Source organism: Xanthobacter pseudotagetidis, assembly GCF_043194795.2.
Taxonomy (GTDB): domain Bacteria; phylum Pseudomonadota; class Alphaproteobacteria; order Rhizobiales; family Xanthobacteraceae; genus Xanthobacter; species Xanthobacter tagetidis_A.
On the sequence record NZ_CM195534.1, the window covers coordinates 3160337 to 3178223 of the forward strand.

At 68.9% G+C, this 17887-nt stretch carries 14 protein-coding genes; 4 read left to right on the forward strand and 10 right to left on the reverse strand.

Annotation, left to right across the window (positions count from 1 at the left end):
* Window positions 1–49 precede the first annotated feature (49 nt).
* The 4 genes from V5F67_RS14540 to V5F67_RS14555 form a co-directional block, all read right to left on the reverse strand.
* Window positions 50–703 (reverse strand): hypothetical protein, encoded by a 654-nt coding sequence (locus V5F67_RS14540; protein ID WP_394017088.1) that lies wholly within the window; start codon window positions 701–703, stop codon window positions 50–52.
* A complete protein-coding gene (locus tag V5F67_RS14545) occupies window positions 700–1872 on the reverse strand; it encodes a vWA domain-containing protein (RefSeq protein ID WP_394017087.1) in 1173 nt (390 codons plus the stop codon). Before V5F67_RS14545 ends, V5F67_RS14540 begins: the two co-directional genes overlap by 4 nt.
* A 372-nt stretch (window positions 1873–2244) precedes the next feature.
* Window positions 2245–3375 carry a polysaccharide biosynthesis/export family protein gene (locus tag V5F67_RS14550; protein WP_394017086.1) on the reverse strand — a complete coding sequence of 377 codons (1131 nt, stop codon included), beginning with the start codon at window positions 3373–3375 and terminating at the stop codon, window positions 2245–2247.
* Window positions 3376–3746: 371 nt separating this feature from the next.
* Window positions 3747–4439 carry a metallophosphoesterase family protein gene (locus V5F67_RS14555; RefSeq protein ID WP_394017803.1) on the reverse strand — a complete coding sequence of 231 codons (693 nt, stop codon included), beginning with the start codon at window positions 4437–4439 and terminating at the stop codon, window positions 3747–3749.
* 277 nt (window positions 4440–4716) lie between these two features.
* On the opposite strand from V5F67_RS14555, the gene cbiB reads away from it, so the two are divergent.
* Window positions 4717–5688, forward strand: a complete 972-nt coding sequence (gene cbiB / locus V5F67_RS14560; RefSeq protein WP_394017085.1) for an adenosylcobinamide-phosphate synthase CbiB — start codon at window positions 4717–4719, stop codon at window positions 5686–5688.
* A gap of 197 nt (window positions 5689–5885) precedes the next feature.
* Here cbiB and V5F67_RS14565 read toward each other — a convergent pair whose 3' ends face one another.
* Window positions 5886–6206, reverse strand: coding sequence for a 2Fe-2S iron-sulfur cluster-binding protein (locus V5F67_RS14565; RefSeq protein ID WP_394017084.1), 321 nt, complete (start codon window positions 6204–6206; stop codon window positions 5886–5888).
* Window positions 6207–6511: 305 nt separating this feature from the next.
* Between V5F67_RS14565 and V5F67_RS14570 the strand changes: the two genes are divergently transcribed.
* Both V5F67_RS14570 and V5F67_RS14575 read left to right on the forward strand, forming a co-directional pair.
* On the forward strand, window positions 6512–10756 hold the full coding sequence (locus tag V5F67_RS14570; RefSeq protein WP_394017083.1) for an apolipoprotein A-IV repeat region-like domain-containing protein: 4245 nt from the start codon (window positions 6512–6514) through the stop codon (window positions 10754–10756).
* Window positions 10757–11051: 295 nt separating this feature from the next.
* On the forward strand, window positions 11052–11825 hold the full coding sequence (locus V5F67_RS14575) for a hypothetical protein (RefSeq protein WP_394017082.1): 774 nt from the start codon (window positions 11052–11054) through the stop codon (window positions 11823–11825).
* Window positions 11826–12077: 252 nt separating this feature from the next.
* On the opposite strand, the gene V5F67_RS14580 is transcribed toward V5F67_RS14575, so the two are convergent.
* The 4 genes from V5F67_RS14580 to V5F67_RS14595 are packed head-to-tail and all read right to left on the reverse strand — an operon-like array spanning window position 12078 to window position 15599.
* A complete protein-coding gene (locus V5F67_RS14580; protein WP_394017081.1) occupies window positions 12078–12698 on the reverse strand; it encodes an ABC-type transport auxiliary lipoprotein family protein in 621 nt (206 codons plus the stop codon).
* 7 nt (window positions 12699–12705) lie between these two features.
* A complete protein-coding gene (locus tag V5F67_RS14585; RefSeq protein ID WP_394017080.1) occupies window positions 12706–13632 on the reverse strand; it encodes an MlaD family protein in 927 nt (308 codons plus the stop codon).
* 32 nt (window positions 13633–13664) lie between these two features.
* Window positions 13665–14462 (reverse strand): ABC transporter ATP-binding protein, encoded by a 798-nt coding sequence (locus tag V5F67_RS14590; protein WP_394017079.1) that lies wholly within the window; start codon window positions 14460–14462, stop codon window positions 13665–13667.
* A gap of 6 nt (window positions 14463–14468) precedes the next feature.
* Window positions 14469–15599: an ABC transporter permease gene (locus V5F67_RS14595; protein ID WP_394017078.1), complete on the reverse strand. Its 1131-nt coding sequence runs from the start codon at window positions 15597–15599 to the stop codon at window positions 14469–14471.
* 131 nt (window positions 15600–15730) lie between these two features.
* On the opposite strand from V5F67_RS14595, the gene dgcA reads away from it, so the two are divergent.
* A complete protein-coding gene (gene dgcA, locus V5F67_RS14600) occupies window positions 15731–16720 on the forward strand; it encodes an N-acetyl-D-Glu racemase DgcA (RefSeq protein WP_394017077.1) in 990 nt (329 codons plus the stop codon).
* On the opposite strand, the gene V5F67_RS14605 is transcribed toward dgcA, so the two are convergent.
* Window positions 16672–17865, reverse strand: a complete 1194-nt coding sequence (locus V5F67_RS14605) for an MFS transporter (RefSeq protein ID WP_394017076.1) — start codon at window positions 17863–17865, stop codon at window positions 16672–16674. The two genes, dgcA and V5F67_RS14605, sit on opposite strands and share 49 nt — an antisense overlap.
* Between the last annotated feature and the right edge of the window lie 22 nt (window positions 17866–17887).

Sequence of the window (17887 nt, forward strand, 5' to 3'; positions counted from 1 at the left end):
AATGAAGGCTGGAGCTCTCAAAATGAAGGCTGGAGCTATTGCCGCCACCTCAGCCCGGTAGCAGGCGCTCGGGCAGCGCGCGCGCCGTATAGCGCACCGGCCGGTTGCGGGCGATCATCTCCACCGTGGGCCAGGCGACGAACGCCGACACCACGGCGAGGAAAGCCGCGAAGCTCCATTGCCGGTCGATCAGCGCGATGCCGAAGATCGCCACCAGACCGGCCAGCGTCGCGAAGCCCAGCACCGCCACCAGCCACCAGCGCAGCGGCGAGAACCCGCCGCGATAGGTGACGCCGGGCTGGCCCCGGAAGCCGCCGGACGTCTCCAGGTTGGCGAGGCGCTCGTGCAGCGCGCGCACGAAGGCGGCATAGTCCGGCCCCTGGTCCTTCACGCCCGTGATGGAGGTGCGCGAGACCGAGCCGAGCTTGATCTTCTCCCCGCCCCAGGCGCGGATCTCGGTCTCGAAGCTCGAATGGGCGAACTTCGCGGGATGGAATCGCAGCCGCACCCCCGCCACGTCGCGCAGCGAAAGCCGGCCCTCGCGCGGGCCGATGGCGTAGGACATGCCATCGCCCGACAGAGTCACCCGCGTGCCCGGGCCGCCAAGGCGCGGCTGATAGGCATACGCCGCATCCTCGCCCCACCAGACGCGCTCGGCCGCCTGGGCCGGGCTCAGGCGATCATTCCGGACATCCGCGCTCACGTCAGCTCCCGCATGGCGGAGTCGAGCCCCTCGACGGTGAGCGGAAACATGCGGCCCTCCAGAATGTGGCGCACCAGGCGGATGGATTCGGTGTAGCCCCAATGGGCCTCGGGAACGGGATTGAGCCACACCGCCTTCTGATAGGTCGAGAGCAGGCGGGACAGCCATACCTTCCCCGGCTCGGCGTTGGAATGCTCCACCGAGCCGTTGGCCATGGTGATCTCGTAGGGGCTCATGGAGGCGTCGCCGACGAAGATCAGCTTGTAGTCGCCGCCATAGGTGTGCAGCACCTCATGGAGCGGCGTGCGCTCGCTGGAGCGACGGCGGTTGTCGCGCCACACGCTCTCATAGACGCAATTATGGAAGTAATAGTGCTCCAGGTGCTTGAACTCGGAGCGCGCGGCCGAGAACAGCTCCTCGCACTGGGCGACGTGCCAATCCATGGAGCCGCCCACGTCGAGGAACAGCAGCACCTTCACCGCGTTGCGCCGCTCCGGGCGCAGGCGCACGTCGAGATAGCCCTGGCGGGCGGTCTCGCGGATGGTGCCGTCCAGGTCCAGCTCCTCGGCGGCGCCGATGCGGGCGAACTTGCGCAGGCGGCGCAGCGCCACCTTGATGTTGCGGGTGCCCAGCTCGACCTCGCCGTCGAGGTCGCGGAACTCGCGCTTGTCCCACACCTTCACGGCGCGGAAGTTGCGGTTGCCATCCTGGCCGATGCGCACGCCCTCGGGATTGTAGCCGTAGGCGCCGAAGGGCGAGGTGCCGGCGGTGCCGATCCATTTCGACCCGCCCTGGTGGCGCCCCTTCTGCTCCTCCAGGCGCTTCTTGAGGGTCTCCAACAGCTTGTCGAGGCCGCCCAGGGCCTCGATCTGGCGCTTCTCCTCCTCGGTGAGGTGCTTCTCGGCGAGCTTGCGCAGCCACTCCTCCGGAATGTCGTGCCCCTCCTCGCCGAGCGCCGCCTCAAGGCCCTTGAAGCACTGACCGAACACCCGGTCGAACCGGTCGAGATGGCGCTCGTCCTTCACCAGGCAGGCGCGGGCGAGGAAATAGAAGGCGTCCACCTTGCGCTCGGCAAGGTCCGCGTCCATGGCCTCCATGAGGGTGAGATACTCGCGCACCGAGACCGGGACGCCGGCCGACTTCAGAGCCTCGAAGAAGGCGATGAACATGCTGCCTCGTCGTGTCTGGCGTCCGGCATGGCCGGCACGCTACGGCCTTATCCGGCCAGCGGGCCGTGGCTATGGCTGTGGCGCGCACCATTTGCACGCGCCGTCCATGCTACCAGAACAGCGGCTCGCGCGCGCCATCCGCGCGAGCGAGCCGATGCGAGAATAGAAGAGGAATGTCCACCTAGGGCGCCGTTGGCCGTGCCGATCTACGACCTAGCGCAAACGTTCGAGAAGGCAGCATTGGACCGCGCGCTATGCCTTGTCGAACGGCGGGAAGGCGCCCCGCCTTTGGTGTAGCACGGCGTCCGCTGAACTCAATTCGAGAGCGGTCCAGGGAGCAACGGGAGCCGAGGCCGGCTCCCGGATACCTCGTCAGGGGACGAGGACATTCTGGGCATCTCCGATCTCTCGGGCCGTGGTGGCTGCGAGGAGGACAATCTGCAGGAACTTCGCGAGGTCCACCGAGCCGGCATTCGAGATGTAGATAATGTCCTTGTCGCGCATATAGACCTTCGACGCGAGCAGGAAGCCGGTCGGATCGCCGAGATTGACAGTGTAGATGGTCGGCACGCGGGCCGTACCCGGAGGTATGTCGCTCACGTCCACGCCCATGCGCTCCAGCGTGCTGCGGGACTCCATGCGGAACATAAAGACCGACTGCGGATCGGCCTGACCATCCACGAGGCCGCCGGCCTTGGCGAGCGCCTGACTGAGTGTGACGGTGTCGTCGCCGAACGCGAACTCACCCTGCTCGCCGGAGGCGCCAAAAGCCAGGAACTTGCGCGAGCGGGCATAGATGTAGATCGTGTCGCCCGGCTGCAGATAGACGTTGTTGGCGGGCTCGCGGATGAGCCGGTTGAAGCTGATCGTCGCCTCGCGCCCACTGCGCTGCAACGTCAGGAACGTGTCAAATCCCTTGTTGGCGAGGGAGCCGGCCTGCCCAACCGCATCCAGCACGCGCTCGCCGGTGGAGCGCAGGGGAAACTTGATCGACCCGCTCGTTTCGCCGATCACCGTGACCCAGGACGAGCGCTGCTGGGTCACGGTAACCACCGCCTGGGGCTCGATCGCGCGGTTGCGCAGGCGCTCGACGATTTCCGCTTCGATCTGCGCCGGCTCGCGACCGACGGCCTTGATCAAGCCGGCGTACGGAATTGAAATATTGCCGTTGTTGTCCACGGTCTGCCGGGGAATGTCGACAAAGTTACCCGCCCGCGACGCGGCCTCCGCCGGGATGAAGAGGCCTCCCGAGGAGGCTTCGAAGATGCTGACCGCGACTTCGTCTCCCATGCCGACCTTGACACGGGGCGGCGGGCGCTGGTCGCCGCGGAAGGTGCCAATAAGCCCTTCCCGCTCCTGAGAAAAAAGCACGCGGACCGCTTCGGCGCCCATCGGGACAAGCTTGTAGCTGAACCCGTCCGTGTCCTTTTTATTGTTATGAATTTCGGAGGTATAGGGACCTGAGGCGGGAAGGAAGTTGCATCCGGCGAGCGCGCCGAGCATGGCAAGGCTGCCTGCTGTCAAAGCGCACGTGCGCAGAACGTCCCGAAGCTTCGCCACAGCCCACCCCTCTTCCGGTCGTAGGGAGCTAGTAACACGGGCGTCCAAAAGTGAACATCTACCGGGGGTTTCGCGGCACGACGCGGGGGCGATTGGGGTCAGCCTGTGCCCAGAATGCAACAGGCTGTTAATATTCAACGTTTCATGATACCTCGATTGGGCAAAATCGCATCTTGTCTATGTGAAAATCTGCACGCATCGAGCGCGAAAGCCGGGAAACAAACGATTCGCGCGGATACTTCGCCGCCAGACGAGCTTTTCCATCGGTTGCTACGGAAACGATTGGCCCGCGCGTTGCACCGATCCGCGATGGATCAGGTGGAGATGAGGAACCGGTCGACGCCTTCGAGCACGAGGCAGGTCAAGTGTCCGGTCGCATAGGCGCCGGTGTCGATGTTGATCCGGTTGCTGAGCACTTCGGGGGTGGGGATAGGCGTGTGGCCGTGCACCACCAGGTGCCCGAAGGAATGGGGATAGTCGAGGAACTCCCGGCGGATCCACAGCATGTCGTTGCGGTCCTGAGCCGCCAGGCTCAGGCCCGGCCTGAGCCCCGCATGCACGAAGAGGTAGTCGCCGCAGACATAGGTCACGGGGAGCTGGCGCAGAAAATCCACATGGTCGAGCCGCATGCCGGCCCGCCACTCGGTCCACAGCTGGGATTGGTCGAGGGTGCCGGACGGCCGAACGTAGGAGAACACGGTCTCCACGCCCCCCAGGCGCAGCCAGTTCGCGAACGCCTCCTGGGACGAGAGCGCATCGAGCATGATCTCCTCGTGATTGCCCGCGAGGCAGACCGCGTTGCGGGTACGCACGCGCTCCATCAGCGCATCGATCACGCCGGCGGATTGAGGGCCGCGATCCACGTAGTCGCCGAGATAGACCTCGATGCACTGGGGACCGGGGTGAAGCTCGGCGTCCTCGTCGATCGCCTCGTGCAGGGTCTTCAAAAGATCGAGGCGGCCATGGATGTCGCCCACGGCATAGACCCGCATATTGTCCGGAATCATAGGCACGGTCGGCTCTCGAAGATCCTCGGCCTGCCAGCCGGGGCGGGATTTCAGGAGAGACTTAACCGCCATGCCGCGCTCCCATGGTCGATCGTTCTTTGGACGACCGGTGGAATGCTAACATCGAATGCGTCCGCGTTGCCAAGCAATTGTTGCAGTGCACCATACGGAAGCGATGATCGGCGGTACTCCTCTCGGGTGACTCACACGGGTTTGACCACGCCGGTTAGTTCGCCGCAAATCGCGCCGCTGTCCAGATCGGACGCTGGGGGAAGGAATGGCATTCGAGATCGCAGCCCTCGCCATGGTGATCGAGGTGCTGGTCGGATACCCGGCCTGGCTGGTGCGCCGGATCGGCCATCCCGTGATGTGGATCGGATGGCTGATCGGGCTGCTTGACCGCGCGCTCAATCGGCCCGCTTTGCCGGAGGAGAGGCGGCGCAAGCGCGGCGCCGTCGCCATTGCCATCATCGTCCTGGCCGCGGCGGCGCCGGCGCTCGTGCTGGAGCTGTCGCTGGCCGGGTCCGCCCTCGGGCTCCTGCTGCTGGCGCTGCTGGGAAGCACGCTGATCGCCCAGCGCTCGCTGCACCAGCACGTGGAGCGGGTCGCCGAGGCGCTGGAGGGCGGCGACCTCGGCGCCGCGCGCACCGCGGTGAGCCACATCGTCGGACGCGATCCCGACACGCTCGACGCCCACGGCGTGGCGCGCGCCGCCATCGAGAGCCTCGCCGAGAACTTCTCCGACGGTGTGGTCGCCCCGGTGATCTGGATGGCGCTCGCCGGCCTGCCCGGCGCTGCCGCCTACAAGGCGATCAACACGGCCGACAGCATGATCGGCCACCTCACGCCGCGCCATTCCGCCTTCGGCTCGGCCTCCGCCCGGCTCGACGATTTCGTCAACATGCCGGCTTCGCGCCTCACCGGCTGGCTCCTCATCGCCGCCGCAGCGGTGATGCCCGGGGCCTCCGCGAGCCAGGCAGCCGAGGCCATGCAGCGGGACGCGCCGCGCCACCGCTCGCCCAACGCCGGCTGGCCCGAGGCGGCCATGGCCGGCGCCTTGGGCCTCAAGCTCAACGGCCCGAAGGTCTATGGCGGCGTGCCTACCGGTGACGCCCACATGGGCGACGGCCGGCGGGAGGCCGTGGCCACCGACGTGCGGCAGGCGCTCGCGCTCTACCGACGCGCCGACGGACTGCTGATCGGCCTGATCCTGCTCGGCGCGATCGCCCAGGCGCTGCTGTTCAGCTGACGCGGACGCGCAGGCGCGCGCTTCAGCGCCGGCAGGCCACCGTCATGCTCCCGCCCGATGACCGACCGGAGCCTGGACGCCGCAGCAGGGCCGGCGATCGGGCTTGAAGCGCGCGGCATAAAGACAAGGGGACTCCCGCCGATCAAGCCGGGGCGTGGGGCAGCAGTGGTCGAGCGCGATCGTCGGCGCGAGCCCGCTCAGCCCTGACGTTCCGGCAGCCGCAGCACCAGCCCGTCGAGGGCGGCGGTCAGCTTGATCTGGCACGACAGGCGCGAGTTCGGCGCGACCTCGGAGGCGAAGTCGAGCATGTCCTCCTCCATCTGGGAGGGCTCTCCCACCTTCTCGCGCCAGGCCTCGTCCACATAGACGTGGCAGGTGGCGCAGGCGCAGGCGCCACCGCATTCGGCGTCGATCCCCGGCACGCCATTGCGCACCGCCGCCTCCATGGCGGTTGCCCCTTCCTGGGCCTCCACCTTGTGGGCCATACCGTTGAACTCGATGAAGGTGATGGCGACCATGCCTGATCTAGCCTTGTGCCTGCCTGCGGAGCGGACCGGGCGCATAGCGCCAGCGCTGCCGCGGTGGGGAAGAGCGCCCTATAGCCGCCCGCGCCTAAGCGCGCCAGTGCTTGGCCCGCAACGTTAACGATATCTTCATAATCATGGCGGGGCTGGTTCAATCCCTACACCGGTGCGGCTAAGATAAGGCATGGTAAACCAATTCCGCATCCTTCCGGAGCGCGGAGGCGGGAGCACGAGGCATCGGCGGCGGGGCGGAACATTCGTATTCCCGTACCCCTCCCGGCGGCAGAGGCGACAGCGACATGAAGAACCCGAAGAAGATCCAGGATCCGACGGAGGCGGCGCTCTCGGCGATCCAGGAGGCTCTGACGCTGGAACTGGACCAGGTGGAACAGCCCGCTTCCGCCGAACGCCCGCAGATTGAACCCGTGCAGCCGATCGAGCGGCGCGCGGAGCCGGCAGCTCCCGAACGGATGGGCGAGCGTCCCGCGGACCGCATGGGGCCGCCCGGCCGCGACGGCCGGCCGCGCCGCCTTCCCCGCAATGACGGCGAGGCGCGCCCGGATCAGGCAGAAGGCCGCCCTGAGCCGCGTCGGCCGGAAGGTCGCCAGGGTCCCGGCCGCCCGCGTCTCGACGTGGCCGAGCGCCGCGCGGCCAACGACGACCGCCAGACCGTCGGCCAGCTGGTGGGCCAGCTTCAGCGCCGCTCCTCGGCAACGCCCTACTGGTGGGCCGGCGGCGCCTCGCTTGGCTGGATCGCCCTCGGAGCAGCCTTTGCGCTGGTCTATCACCGCGGCCTCATGGCGAGCTCCGGCGGCGTCCAGTCGCTCGGCAGCTCGCCGGCGCTGCTCGCGATCTTCGCCGGCATCTTCCTTCCGCCCATCGCCTTCTTCGCCATGGCGAGCGTGATCCGCCGCTCGCGCGAGTTGCAGGGCATCGCCCGCTCCATGACCGAGGTGGCGCTGCGCCTCGCCCAGCCCGAGGCCATCGCGACGGAATCCGTGGTGACGGTCGGCCAGGCGGTGCGGCGGGAGGTTGCCGCCATGGGCGACGGCATCGAGCGCACGGTGGCCCGCGCCACCGAGCTCGAGACCATGGTGCGTGCCGAGGTCTCGATCCTGGAGCGCGCCTACGAGCAGAACGAGGCGCGCGTCCGCAACCTGATCGAGGAACTGCAGTCGGAACGCCTCAGCATCAAGGAGCAGACCGAGCAGCTGCGCGAGAACATCGCCAACGCGGAGTCCCTGCTCTCGAACGAGGTCAAGGACGTCGCCGAGCGCATCAATGCCACCATGATGGAGGCATCCGACCGCGTCACCGACATCCTCGGCCAGAAGGGCGAGCACATCACCGCCGCCCTCGCCCGCGTGGGCGACAGCATGATCGATAGCCTGACCGCCAAGGGCAGCGAGCTGATCGACCGCCTCCAGATCACCGGCACCGACATCCGCCAGGATCTCGCCCAGTCCGGCGACGACCTGATCCGCCTGCTCAAGGAGCGCACCGACGACGTCGCCAACAACCTGCTCGGCACCACCACGGACGTGGCGGCGCTGATCTCCACCTGGGGCGACGATGTGAACAACAACATCGACCGCCTGAAGCTCGGCATCTCGGACACGCTCAACGACCACACGAGCCGCCTCGCCGACGACATCGGCGAGCGGGTGGCGGACGTGAACGCGGCCATGCGCGAGGTGGGCGACGCCCTGGTGCTCGACTTCTCCACGCGCGGCGGCGACATGGTGCGCAAGATCGCCGAGACCGGCGAGCGCGTGGCGGAAACGCTGTCCGTCAACGGGTCCGACCTCGCCGAGCGCATCGAGACCACCGGCAACCGCATCTACGAGGCGGTGGCGGTGCGCGGCGAGTCGCTCCAGCAGCGGCTCCAGGACACCGGCGAGAAGATCGCCGCCTCGCTCGACCGCTCCGGCGGCCAGGTGACCTCGGCGCTGATGGAGAAGGGCGACGAGATCGCCTCCTCCCTCACCAATGCCGGCGCCGACATGACCGAGCGCCTGTCGCTGGTGGCCGGCGAGGTGACGAAGGCCATCGGCACCCGCGGCTCCAAGGTGACCGACGCCTTCCGCGAGACCGCCGACATGCTGGTGGCGACCATCGGCAACAAGGGCGACGCCATCAAGGAGATGCTCACCTCCCGCCTGAAGGCGATGGAGGAGACCATCACCGTGCGCGGCAACGAGCTCGCCGACCGCATCCACCACGACGGCTCGAACCTCGCCCGCGCCATGCAGGAGGGCATCAAGAGCTTCGACACCACGGTGCGCGTCCACGCTCCCGAGCTGGTGGACCAGATCACCCACCGTGTGAACTCGGTGAACGAGAACCTGCGTGTCGCCGTCTCCACGCTCGACGAGCGGCTCGCCACCACCACCTCCACGGTGTCGAGCACCATGGACCAGCGCATCGCCCGCATCGAGCAGACCCTGGACCAGCGTGCCCAGAGCCTCACCGAGACGCTGGCCACCCGCACGGTGACGTTCTCGCGCACCATCGCCGACGGCACCCGCGGCGCCACCGAGGCGGTGGATAAGTCGCTGGAGCAGCTGGAGGCCTTCTTCGCCAGCCGCGGCAAGGCGCTGGGCGAGGTGCTCATGGACCGCGCCGAGACCGTGCATCGCTCCATCGGCGGCCGCGCCCAGGAGATCGCCTCCGTGCTCGACGGCCGCGTCAACCGCATCGAGGAATTGGTGCTCGGCCGCCTGGAAGGGGTCGCCACCTCCATCGAGGTGCGCGGCGCCGCGATGGCGGACGTGCTCACCAACAAGATCGAAGGCGTCACCAGCCAGCTGCGCGGCGAGGCGGTCCAGGTGGAACGCTCGCTCTCGCTTCTGTCCGAGAATGTCGGCCAGTCGCTCACCACCCACGCCGAGAAGGTGGCCGAGGCGCTCGGCACGCGCCTCACCGAGATCGCCCATCTCATCGACGACAAGAACGGGACGTTCCTCCTCGCGCTCGAGCGCACCAGCCAGCGCGCGGTGGCCGAGATCACCGCCACCAACACCTCGCTCAAGGGCGACGTGCAGTCCATCATCGAGCGCCTCGGCGAGGCCAACTCCACGTTCCAGCACGCCATGACCAGCGCGGTCGGCAATCTCGGCCACTTCTCGACCACCTTCTCCAAGCAGGTGGAGGCGTTCAACACCACCGTGTCCGGCATCGGCCAGACGGCGGAAACCACCGCCTCGCGCTTCGACGGCCAGGTGCGCTCGCTGAAGGAGCTCTCGCAGGGCGCCCTGTCCGAGATCGCCGGCCTCACCGACCGCTTCGAGCAGCAGAGCCGCTTCATGGCGGAGGCCTCGCAGGCGCTCGGCGCCACGCACGACCGCATCGACGCCACCCTCAACGCCCGCCGGACGGCGATCGAGGAGGTGTCCACCACCATCGCCCGGCGCATCGCCGACATCGACGGCCGCCTGCAGAACTTCCACACCATGCTGGAGGAGACCTTCCGCAATGCCCAGGACCGGGCGCGGCAGATCACCGGCCTGGTGTCGGAATCGGCCGCCGGCTCGGCGCGCAGCATCGAGAGCCAGTTCGAGCTGGTGCGCGAGACCGCCGAGGCGGAGCGCGAGCGCACCGCCGCGGCCCTGCGCGAGGTCCATGCCAACGCGCTCGCCGACGTGAACCGCCTGTTCTCCGAGAGCGGCGGACGCTTCACCGCCGTCGCCGCGGACCTCAAGCAGGCCGCCGAGGATGTGCAGAAGGCGATCGAGCTCGCCCGCGAGGAGATGAAGCGCGGCATCCTGGAGCTGCCCTCCGAGACCGAGGCCAGCGCCGCCACCATGCGCCGCGCCGTCGCCGAGCAGATCAAGGCGCTCGCGGAGCTCAACGAGATCGTCGCCCGCCAGGGTCAGGCGCTCGATGTGGTGGAGCATGACGCCCGCGCCGCGGTGCAAGGGATAGCCCGCAGCACCGCCGTCCGCGATGCCATCGCCCCCCGGGGCCGCGATCAGGCGCCGGCAGAGGCGACCCGCCGCCCGGCCGCGCCGCAGCGCCGTCCCGAGGGCCCGGAGACCCAGGCGCCCCGGCCGGCCCAGCGCCCGGCCGCCCGCCGCGAGGACAGCGAGCCCTCCGAAGGCTGGCTGAACGACCTGCTCGCCCGCGCCAGCGGCGACCTCGAACAGGACGACGCCGAGCGCCCCGCGCCGCGTGCCCCGCGCGCCGAACGCGGTGCGGCGGCCGAGGCCTCGCCCCTCGACAGCCTGGCTGCGGACATCGCCCGCATGGTGGACCACCGCGCGGCGGCGGACGCCTGGGATCGCCAGCAGCGCGGCGAGCGCGGAACCTTCACACGGCGTCTCTACACCGCCCAGGGCCAGCAGACCTTCGAGGATCTGCGCCGCAAGTACCGGTCCGACGCCGAGTTCCGCGGCGCGGTCGACCGCTACGTCGCCGAGTTCGAGCATGTGCTCGACGAGGTGTCAGAGGACGACCGCGGCGCCGCCCTCACCCGCGCCTACCTGACCTCCGACACCGGCAAGGTCTACACCATGCTGGCCCATCTCTCGGGCCGTCTGGACTGAGGGGCGCGACACGCCCCTTCCCTCCCGCGTGATGCCGGAGCCGGAGACCCGAGGCCCATGCGGCCGGTGTCCGGCTCCGGTATTTTTTGCCGCCGCGCGAACCGCCTCGTCGCACCGTGCTGCGCCGCAAAGCAGATGGCGTCCAAGGGCTTCGCAGTGCCGGAGGATGAGCGCGACTGACCCCGCTCCGGACCTTGCAGATATTGACTTTTTCGGCTGCGTCGTCTGTGTTCCAGAGCGACAGCCGGTGCGCTGACGGTTGCCATCCCACCGGCCCAGCGGGAGCCCCTCTTTCATGAAAACCTATATCTGCGCCGCCTATGCCGGCGGTCAGGGCAAGACGACCCTCGCCCAGATGGTCTATTCCGCGCTGAGGAAGCGGGAGCTCGCATATAAGCTGGTCGCCGCCGACTTCACCGACGGCACGGGCCATTCCAAGATCGGCAAGTTCTTTCCCTCGCGGGTGCTGGAGCTGGGCATCGGCTCATCCCTCGCCTCCAGCAAGACCGAGAACGACGCCAACGCGCCGCTGCGCTACTGGGACCGCTTCGGCGGACTGCTGCTCACCGGCGGGGCGGTGCTGGACATGGGCGCCAACGTGGTGCCGCAGCTGGTGCAGTGGGCGCACCATCGGCGTGTCGCCTACATCATGCAGCAGCGCAATTCGCCGGAGATCGACCTCCTGGTGATCACCAAGCCCGAGACCCATTCCATCGAGAACGTCGCGACCTTGATCGAGGACGTGGTGGTGGGCGGCGCGCTGCCGGTGGCCAACGTCGTCATCGTGCAGAACGAGGTTGGCGGCACGTTCGAGGGCCAGTCCATGGCCCGCATCCAGAAGGCGGCGTCGGGACGCAACCTGCACTTCATCACCATCCCGCGCTGCTCCTCGGAGCTTTGGCCGCATCTGGAGCGCACCTTCACACCGGTGGAGGAAGCGCTGGCATCCACCGAGAACGACCTAGCCGAGAAGTTCGGCATCGAGATCTGGTCCGCTTATGCCGGCCTCATGGACCTGCGCACCTGGGCTGACGAGGTCTATGCGCAGCTCGCCAAGGTCGGCATCTGAGGACATGCCCAGGGACGGCGGCGGAAACGGCGAACGTTCCGACACCCCCGTCCCTGCCCCTCCCCACAAGGGGGGGGGGGGTGACCCCACTGGGCGCGCACACCGAAAATCCTGACGCCGCGCCGCCCCATCTCGAAAAGCCGAACGGCTCCCCTCCCCCTTGTAGGGAGGGGTGAGGGCGTGGGGGGTGTCCGGAGGTTGAGAAAAATCGGCCCAGCGCTCCCGCACGCCAGGAGCCTGCCCTCGCCGCGATCAGAAGCGCCGGGAAGCCCAGCGCACCAGCGCCACCAGCACCTGGTCCGTAGCCTGGTCGAGCGCCAGCGTCACCACCTCGCCGGACGTGCCGGCCGCCGGCACGCGGGCCTTGAACACCTCCGCGGCGAGAATTCGGCCCGATTGGGCGCCGATCAGCTTGGCGGAGAGCTCCACCACCGCCATCGGCCCTTCGGGGGTGATGCGCAGGCCGAAGGCGCGGACATCGGTGACGAGCTGGTAGTCGGCGTTCACCCCGTCGCCGGGGCGCGCCACGCGGCGCAGCTTGCTGCCGTTCTCGAACGCCTGGATGGTGCGCGCCTGGAGCAGCGCCGGAAGGCGGTCGCTCCACTGGGCGTCGGAGAGGTAGGTCACCTGCCCGCCGCCCGGCTCCACGACAATCTTGTCGGTGTCGAGCACCGCCAGCGCGGTGGGCGCCACCACCAGCAGCTGGCCGCTGCCGCCGCCACCGGCTTGGAAGTTCGCCGGCGCGGTAAGGTTGTAGGTGGGCACCGCCGCGGCGCCGCAGGCCGCGAGGCCAAGGGCGAGAAGCAGGCCCAGCGCGAGGCGGGCCGCGCTCGCCAGAAGGCCAGTGGGTCTCGTCAGCTTCAGCAGGGTCATGCGCCGCTCACCGCCTGTACTCGGGAATGGCGCCGCTTCCGCCGCCGTAAATGAGCCGCTGGGGATTGCGCTCCAGGCTCTTCAGGACACGATCGATCTCGGCGAGGGTGCGCCGGCCGTCGGTGGCGAGCGCCTCGTACTGGCGCAGGCCCGGCCCGGTGAAGCGGCTGATCTCCTGGGTGAGCAGCGCCGTGCGCTGGTCCAGGTTGTCGGCCAGCTTGCGCACCGAGGTGGCGGCGTCGGTGGCCTGGGCCAGAAGGCCTTCCTTGTCCTCGGCTGCGTGCTGGAGGCTCACCACGACCTTGTCCACCTTGCCGGCGATATCGTTGAGCTGCTTTGTCAGGCCGTTGGCTTGCTCGATCAGGCCGGCGATATCCGAAGACTTGTCCGCCAGGGTCTTGGAGAAGGTGTCGACGCTGGCGATGATCGAGCGCACCTGATCGGGCGGGATGGCGTCGAGCACCTCCTCGATCTTGCGCGCCACGCCCTGCGCCGTGTTGATGAGGCCGGTCATGCCGGCGCCGCCGTCGGCGATGATGATGGGGTAGCCGTCCTGGGCCAAGGGGAGCGGCGGCGCGTCCGGCCGCCCGCCGCGGATCGATACGGCGACGATGCCGGTGAGCCCCTGGGATTCGAGCCCCGCACGGGCATCGGAGAGGATCGGCACGTCGTGGCGGATGCCCACACGCACCTTCACCTGGCCGGGCTGGCCGGGAACGAGGCCGAGATAAGTGACCTGGCCCACCGGAATGCCGTTGAACAGCACCGAGTTGCCCTGGCGCAGGCCGGCCACCGAGCCGTCGAAGACGATCTCGTATTCCTTGCGGCCGGCGGAATCCTGGGGACCCGCGAACCAGTAGACGAAGCCGAACGCCGCCGCGATGACGGCGAGCGTGAAGGCCCCGATAATGGTGTAGTTCGCGCGTGTCTCCATCTGGTCCCTTCCGCTCTCCCCGCTCCTCAGTCCTATCCGTGCGCCTGCTGGACCGCCCGCGCCCGCGTGCCGTGGAAATACTGCTTCAGCCAGGGATGCGTGGCCGCCATCATGGTCTCGATGGTGCCCTCGGCGATCACCTTGCCGTCCGCCAGCGCCGCGATGCGGTCGCAAACCGTGTGCAGGCTGTCGAGATCGTGCGTTACCATGAAAACGGTCAGTCCCAAAGTCTGCTGCAGCGTCCGGATGAGCTCGTCGAAGTCGCCGGCACCGATGGGGTCAAGGCCCGAAGTCGGTTCATCCAAAAAGAGAATTTCTGGATCGAGCGCGAGCGAGCGCGCCAGCGCCGCGCGCTTGATCATGCCGCCGGAAAGCTCGGAGGGCAGCTTTTCGGCAACATCGCATTTGAGGCCCACCATCTCGATCTTGGTGTAGGCGATCTCGTCGAGGAGCCGCTGCGAGAGGTGCAGGGTCTCACGCAGCGGAAACTGGATGTTCTGCCGGACCGTCAGCGAGGAGAACAGCGCGCCCTGCTGGAACAGCACGCCCCAGCGCCGCTCCAGCGCCGAGCGCTCGCTCTCGCTCAGGTCGTCCAGATTCTCGCCGAACACCTCGACCTTGCCCGAGCGCTTCGGCACCAGGCCGAGGATGGTGCGCGTGAGCACCGACTTGCCGCCGCCCGAGGTGCCGACGAAACCGAGGATCTCGCCGCGATACACGTCGAGATTGAGGTGGTTGAGGATGACCTTGTCGCCGAACCCCACCACCAGGTCGCGCACCTTGATGATCGCGTCCTTCACCGGGGCCTGGTTGTCCACGCGCGCGTCCATGCGGCCTCACATGTCGATCGCGGCGAAGAACATGGCGAACACACCGTCCATGACGATCACGAGGAAGATCGCCTTCACCACCGAGGCCGTGGTGTGCTCGCCGAGCGATTCCGCGCTGCCGCCCACCCGCATGCCCTCCATGCAGGCGACGATGCCGATGGTGGCGGCCATGAAGGGCGCCTTGTACATGCCGACCTTGAACTGATCGAGGGTGATGGCCTGCTTGAGGCGGTCGAGGAACACCTCGGGCGTGATGCCGCCATAGCCCCAGGACACGAGGCCGGCGCCGAAGATGGCCGCCATGGAGCCGATGAAGGTGAGCAGCGGCAAGGCGATGATGAGCGCCATCAGGCGCGGCACCACCAGCACCTCGATGGGGTCGAAGCCCATGACCCGCAAGGCGTCGATCTCCTCGCGCATGCGCATGGAGCCGAGTTCGGCGGTGTAGGCCGAGCCCGAGCGGCCGGCGATCATGATGGCGACGATGAGCACGCCCAGCTCGCGCAGCACCAGCACGCCGACCATGTCGACCACGTAGATGTCGGCGCCGAAGCGGCGGAAGTTGAAGATGCCCTGCTGCGCCAGGATGCAGCCGATCAGGAAGGTGATGAGCAGGATGATGGGCACGGCGCGGAAGCCGACCCGGTCCAGCTGGTTCACCATCGAGGTGAAGCGGAACGTATGCGGGCGGAGCAGCACGCGCCCGAAGGCGGCGACCGTGGCACCGACGAAGTTGAGCAAGGCCAGCGCGTCCTGACCCACATGGACCATCTCGCGTCCGAGCCGCTCCAGCACCGCCTCGTGGCGGCGGACCGGCGGCGGCGGCTCGTGGCCGGTGCGCTCGATCTCCTCCATCAGGACGGCATAGCGCGGGGACAGGCCGACCACGCGCGGCTCGACGCCGGACTTGGTCCAGGTGCGCTTTAGGCGCTCGAGCAGCAATGCCCCGAACGTGTCCATGCGCTCGACACCGGCGAGGTCGATCTCGACCGCACCCTTGGGTGAACGGTAATCATGCACCGTCTGATCCACGGCGGACTCGAGGTCGTCGGCATGGTCGAAGGTCCACGCGCCGCGCCCCGCGACCGTCAGGCGGTCGTCCTGAGTCCGTACCGAGATGAGACCGGCATTGGGCAAGTCGCCCCTCCCTCGCCCCGCGCTTGAGCAAGCCCCCTCCCCTAGCACATACTCGGCCTGCCGCGCCGCGTCGAGCCACGCGGCGTCGATCGCTTCCCTCCCCGGCCGTCCTGGCCCATGAAATCGCCCACATGATTAACGTCCGGCCGAAGCTCACCGTGCGCGTCGAGCGCTTTCCCATCCGTGGCAGCTTCACCATCGCCCGCGGCTCCAAGACCGAGGCGGCGGTGGTGGTGGCGGAGATCGCGGCCGGCGGCCACACGGGGCGCGGGGAATGCGTGCCCTATGCCCGCTACGGCGAGAGCGTGGAGGGTGTCGCGGCGCTTATCGCCTCCCTCGAAGGGGAGATCGCCGCCGGGCTCGGCCGCGCCGCATTGCAGGACCGCCTCCCCGCCGGCGCGGCGCGCAACGCGCTCGACTGCGCCCTGTGGGACCTGGAGGCGAAGGCCTCCGGCCGCCGTGTCGCCGACCTCCTGGGCTTGCCTGCGCCGGAACCTCGCCTCACCTGCTACACGCTCAGCCTCGATGCGCCCGAGGCCATGGCTATGGCCGCCGCGGCCGCGGGCCGGCCGCTGCTGAAGCTCAAGCTCGGCGCGCTGGGCGACGAGGCGCGCCTCCGGGCCATCCGCGCTGCCGCGCCCGGCGCCCGCCTCGTGGTGGACGCCAACGAGGGCTGGAACGCGGACATCCTGCCGCAGATGATGGATGCCTGCGCCGCCGCCGGGGTGGAACTGATCGAGCAGCCTTTGCCCGCGGCCGACGACGGCGCCCTGGAAAGCGTTAAACGGCTGGTTCCGGTCTGCGCTGACGAGAGCGTGCACGACCGCGCCGGCCTCGCGGCGCTCAGGGACCGCTACGACGCCATCAACATCAAGCTCGACAAGGCGGGCGGCCTTACCGAGGCCATGGCGCTCGCCGACGCGGCGGAGCGCGAGGGCTTCTTCCTCATGGTTGGCTGCATGCTGGCGAGCTCGCTGGCCATGGCGCCGGCCATGCTGGTGGCGCAGCGCGCCCGTATCGTCGACCTCGACGGCCCGCTGCTGCTCGCCCGCGACCGCGAGCCGGGGCTGCGCTACGAGGGCGCGCTCGCCTTTCCCCCCGCCCCCGAGCTGTGGGGCTGAGGCCGGGCGACGAGCGCCACCAGCGCGCCGAGGAGGCCGAGGCCGGCGGACATCAGGAAGGCATGGATGCCGAACGCGGCCCAGAGCGGCCCGGCGGCAAGGCTCGCTCCCGACATGGCAAGGCTCACCGCCCAGGAGGCGAGCGCCTGCCCCGAGCCCGAGCGGTGCTCCCCCACCGAGCGGGCGATCAGCTCCACCATGCCGAGATAGGTGGCCCCGAAGGTGAGCCCGTGCAGCAGCTGGAGCGCGAACAGCGCCGGTTCCGGCGGCCCGAATGCCAGTGCGCCGAAGCGGACGATGGCGCAAACGCCGCCGGCCGCGATCAGAAGATGGGGTCCGAACCGGTTCATCAGCACCGTGCCCCACCGGAACACGCAGATCTCCGCGATCACCCCGAGCGACCACAGAAGGCCGATGGTGGTGGTGGCGAGCCCGATGCCGCGCCAGTGCACCGAGCCGAAGACGTAGAGGACGGAGTGGCTCGCCTGCACCAGCGCCACCGCGACGATGGCGGCGACGAGCCGCCACGGCACGCCCGAGACGCCGGCCGCACCGGCCACCGGCGCCGGGGCCGGGGCGAGGGGCGGCAGGCGGGTGCTCACCGCCAGATAGATGAGCTGGCCGGCGAGCATCATCAGCACGATGCCGCCATTGCCGGTGGCGCCGATGATGGCGCCGCCCGCGAGATTGGCGACCACGAAGGAGGCCGAGCCCCATTGCCGGGCGCGCCCATAGTCCGCCCGCCCCGCGCGGGCGAGGCGTGTGGCGTAGGAATCGAGCAGCGCGAAACTCGGGTTCCAGAACAGCGCGGTGGCGCCCAGCACCAGGACGATGAGGAGAAAATCCCGGCTCAGCGCCAGCAATGCCATCCCCGCGCAGGTGACGAGCGCCAGCGTGACGAGCACCGCCTTGGGCCGGCCGAGACGGTCCGACAGGAAGCCGATGAGCGGCGTCGCGAACAGGCGCGCCACCAGCGGCGCGGCGATGACCACGCCGATCTCCTGCGGCGAGAGCCCGCGCTCGGTCAGCCACAGCGGCAGGAAGGGCAGCTGGATGCCGATGGCGAGGTAGAAGGCGGCATAGGCCGCGCCCATGGCGATGGCATCGCGGCGGGGATGGCCGGCGGCACCTGGAGCGGCGGTCATGGCAGGCCGCCGTCGCACGCAC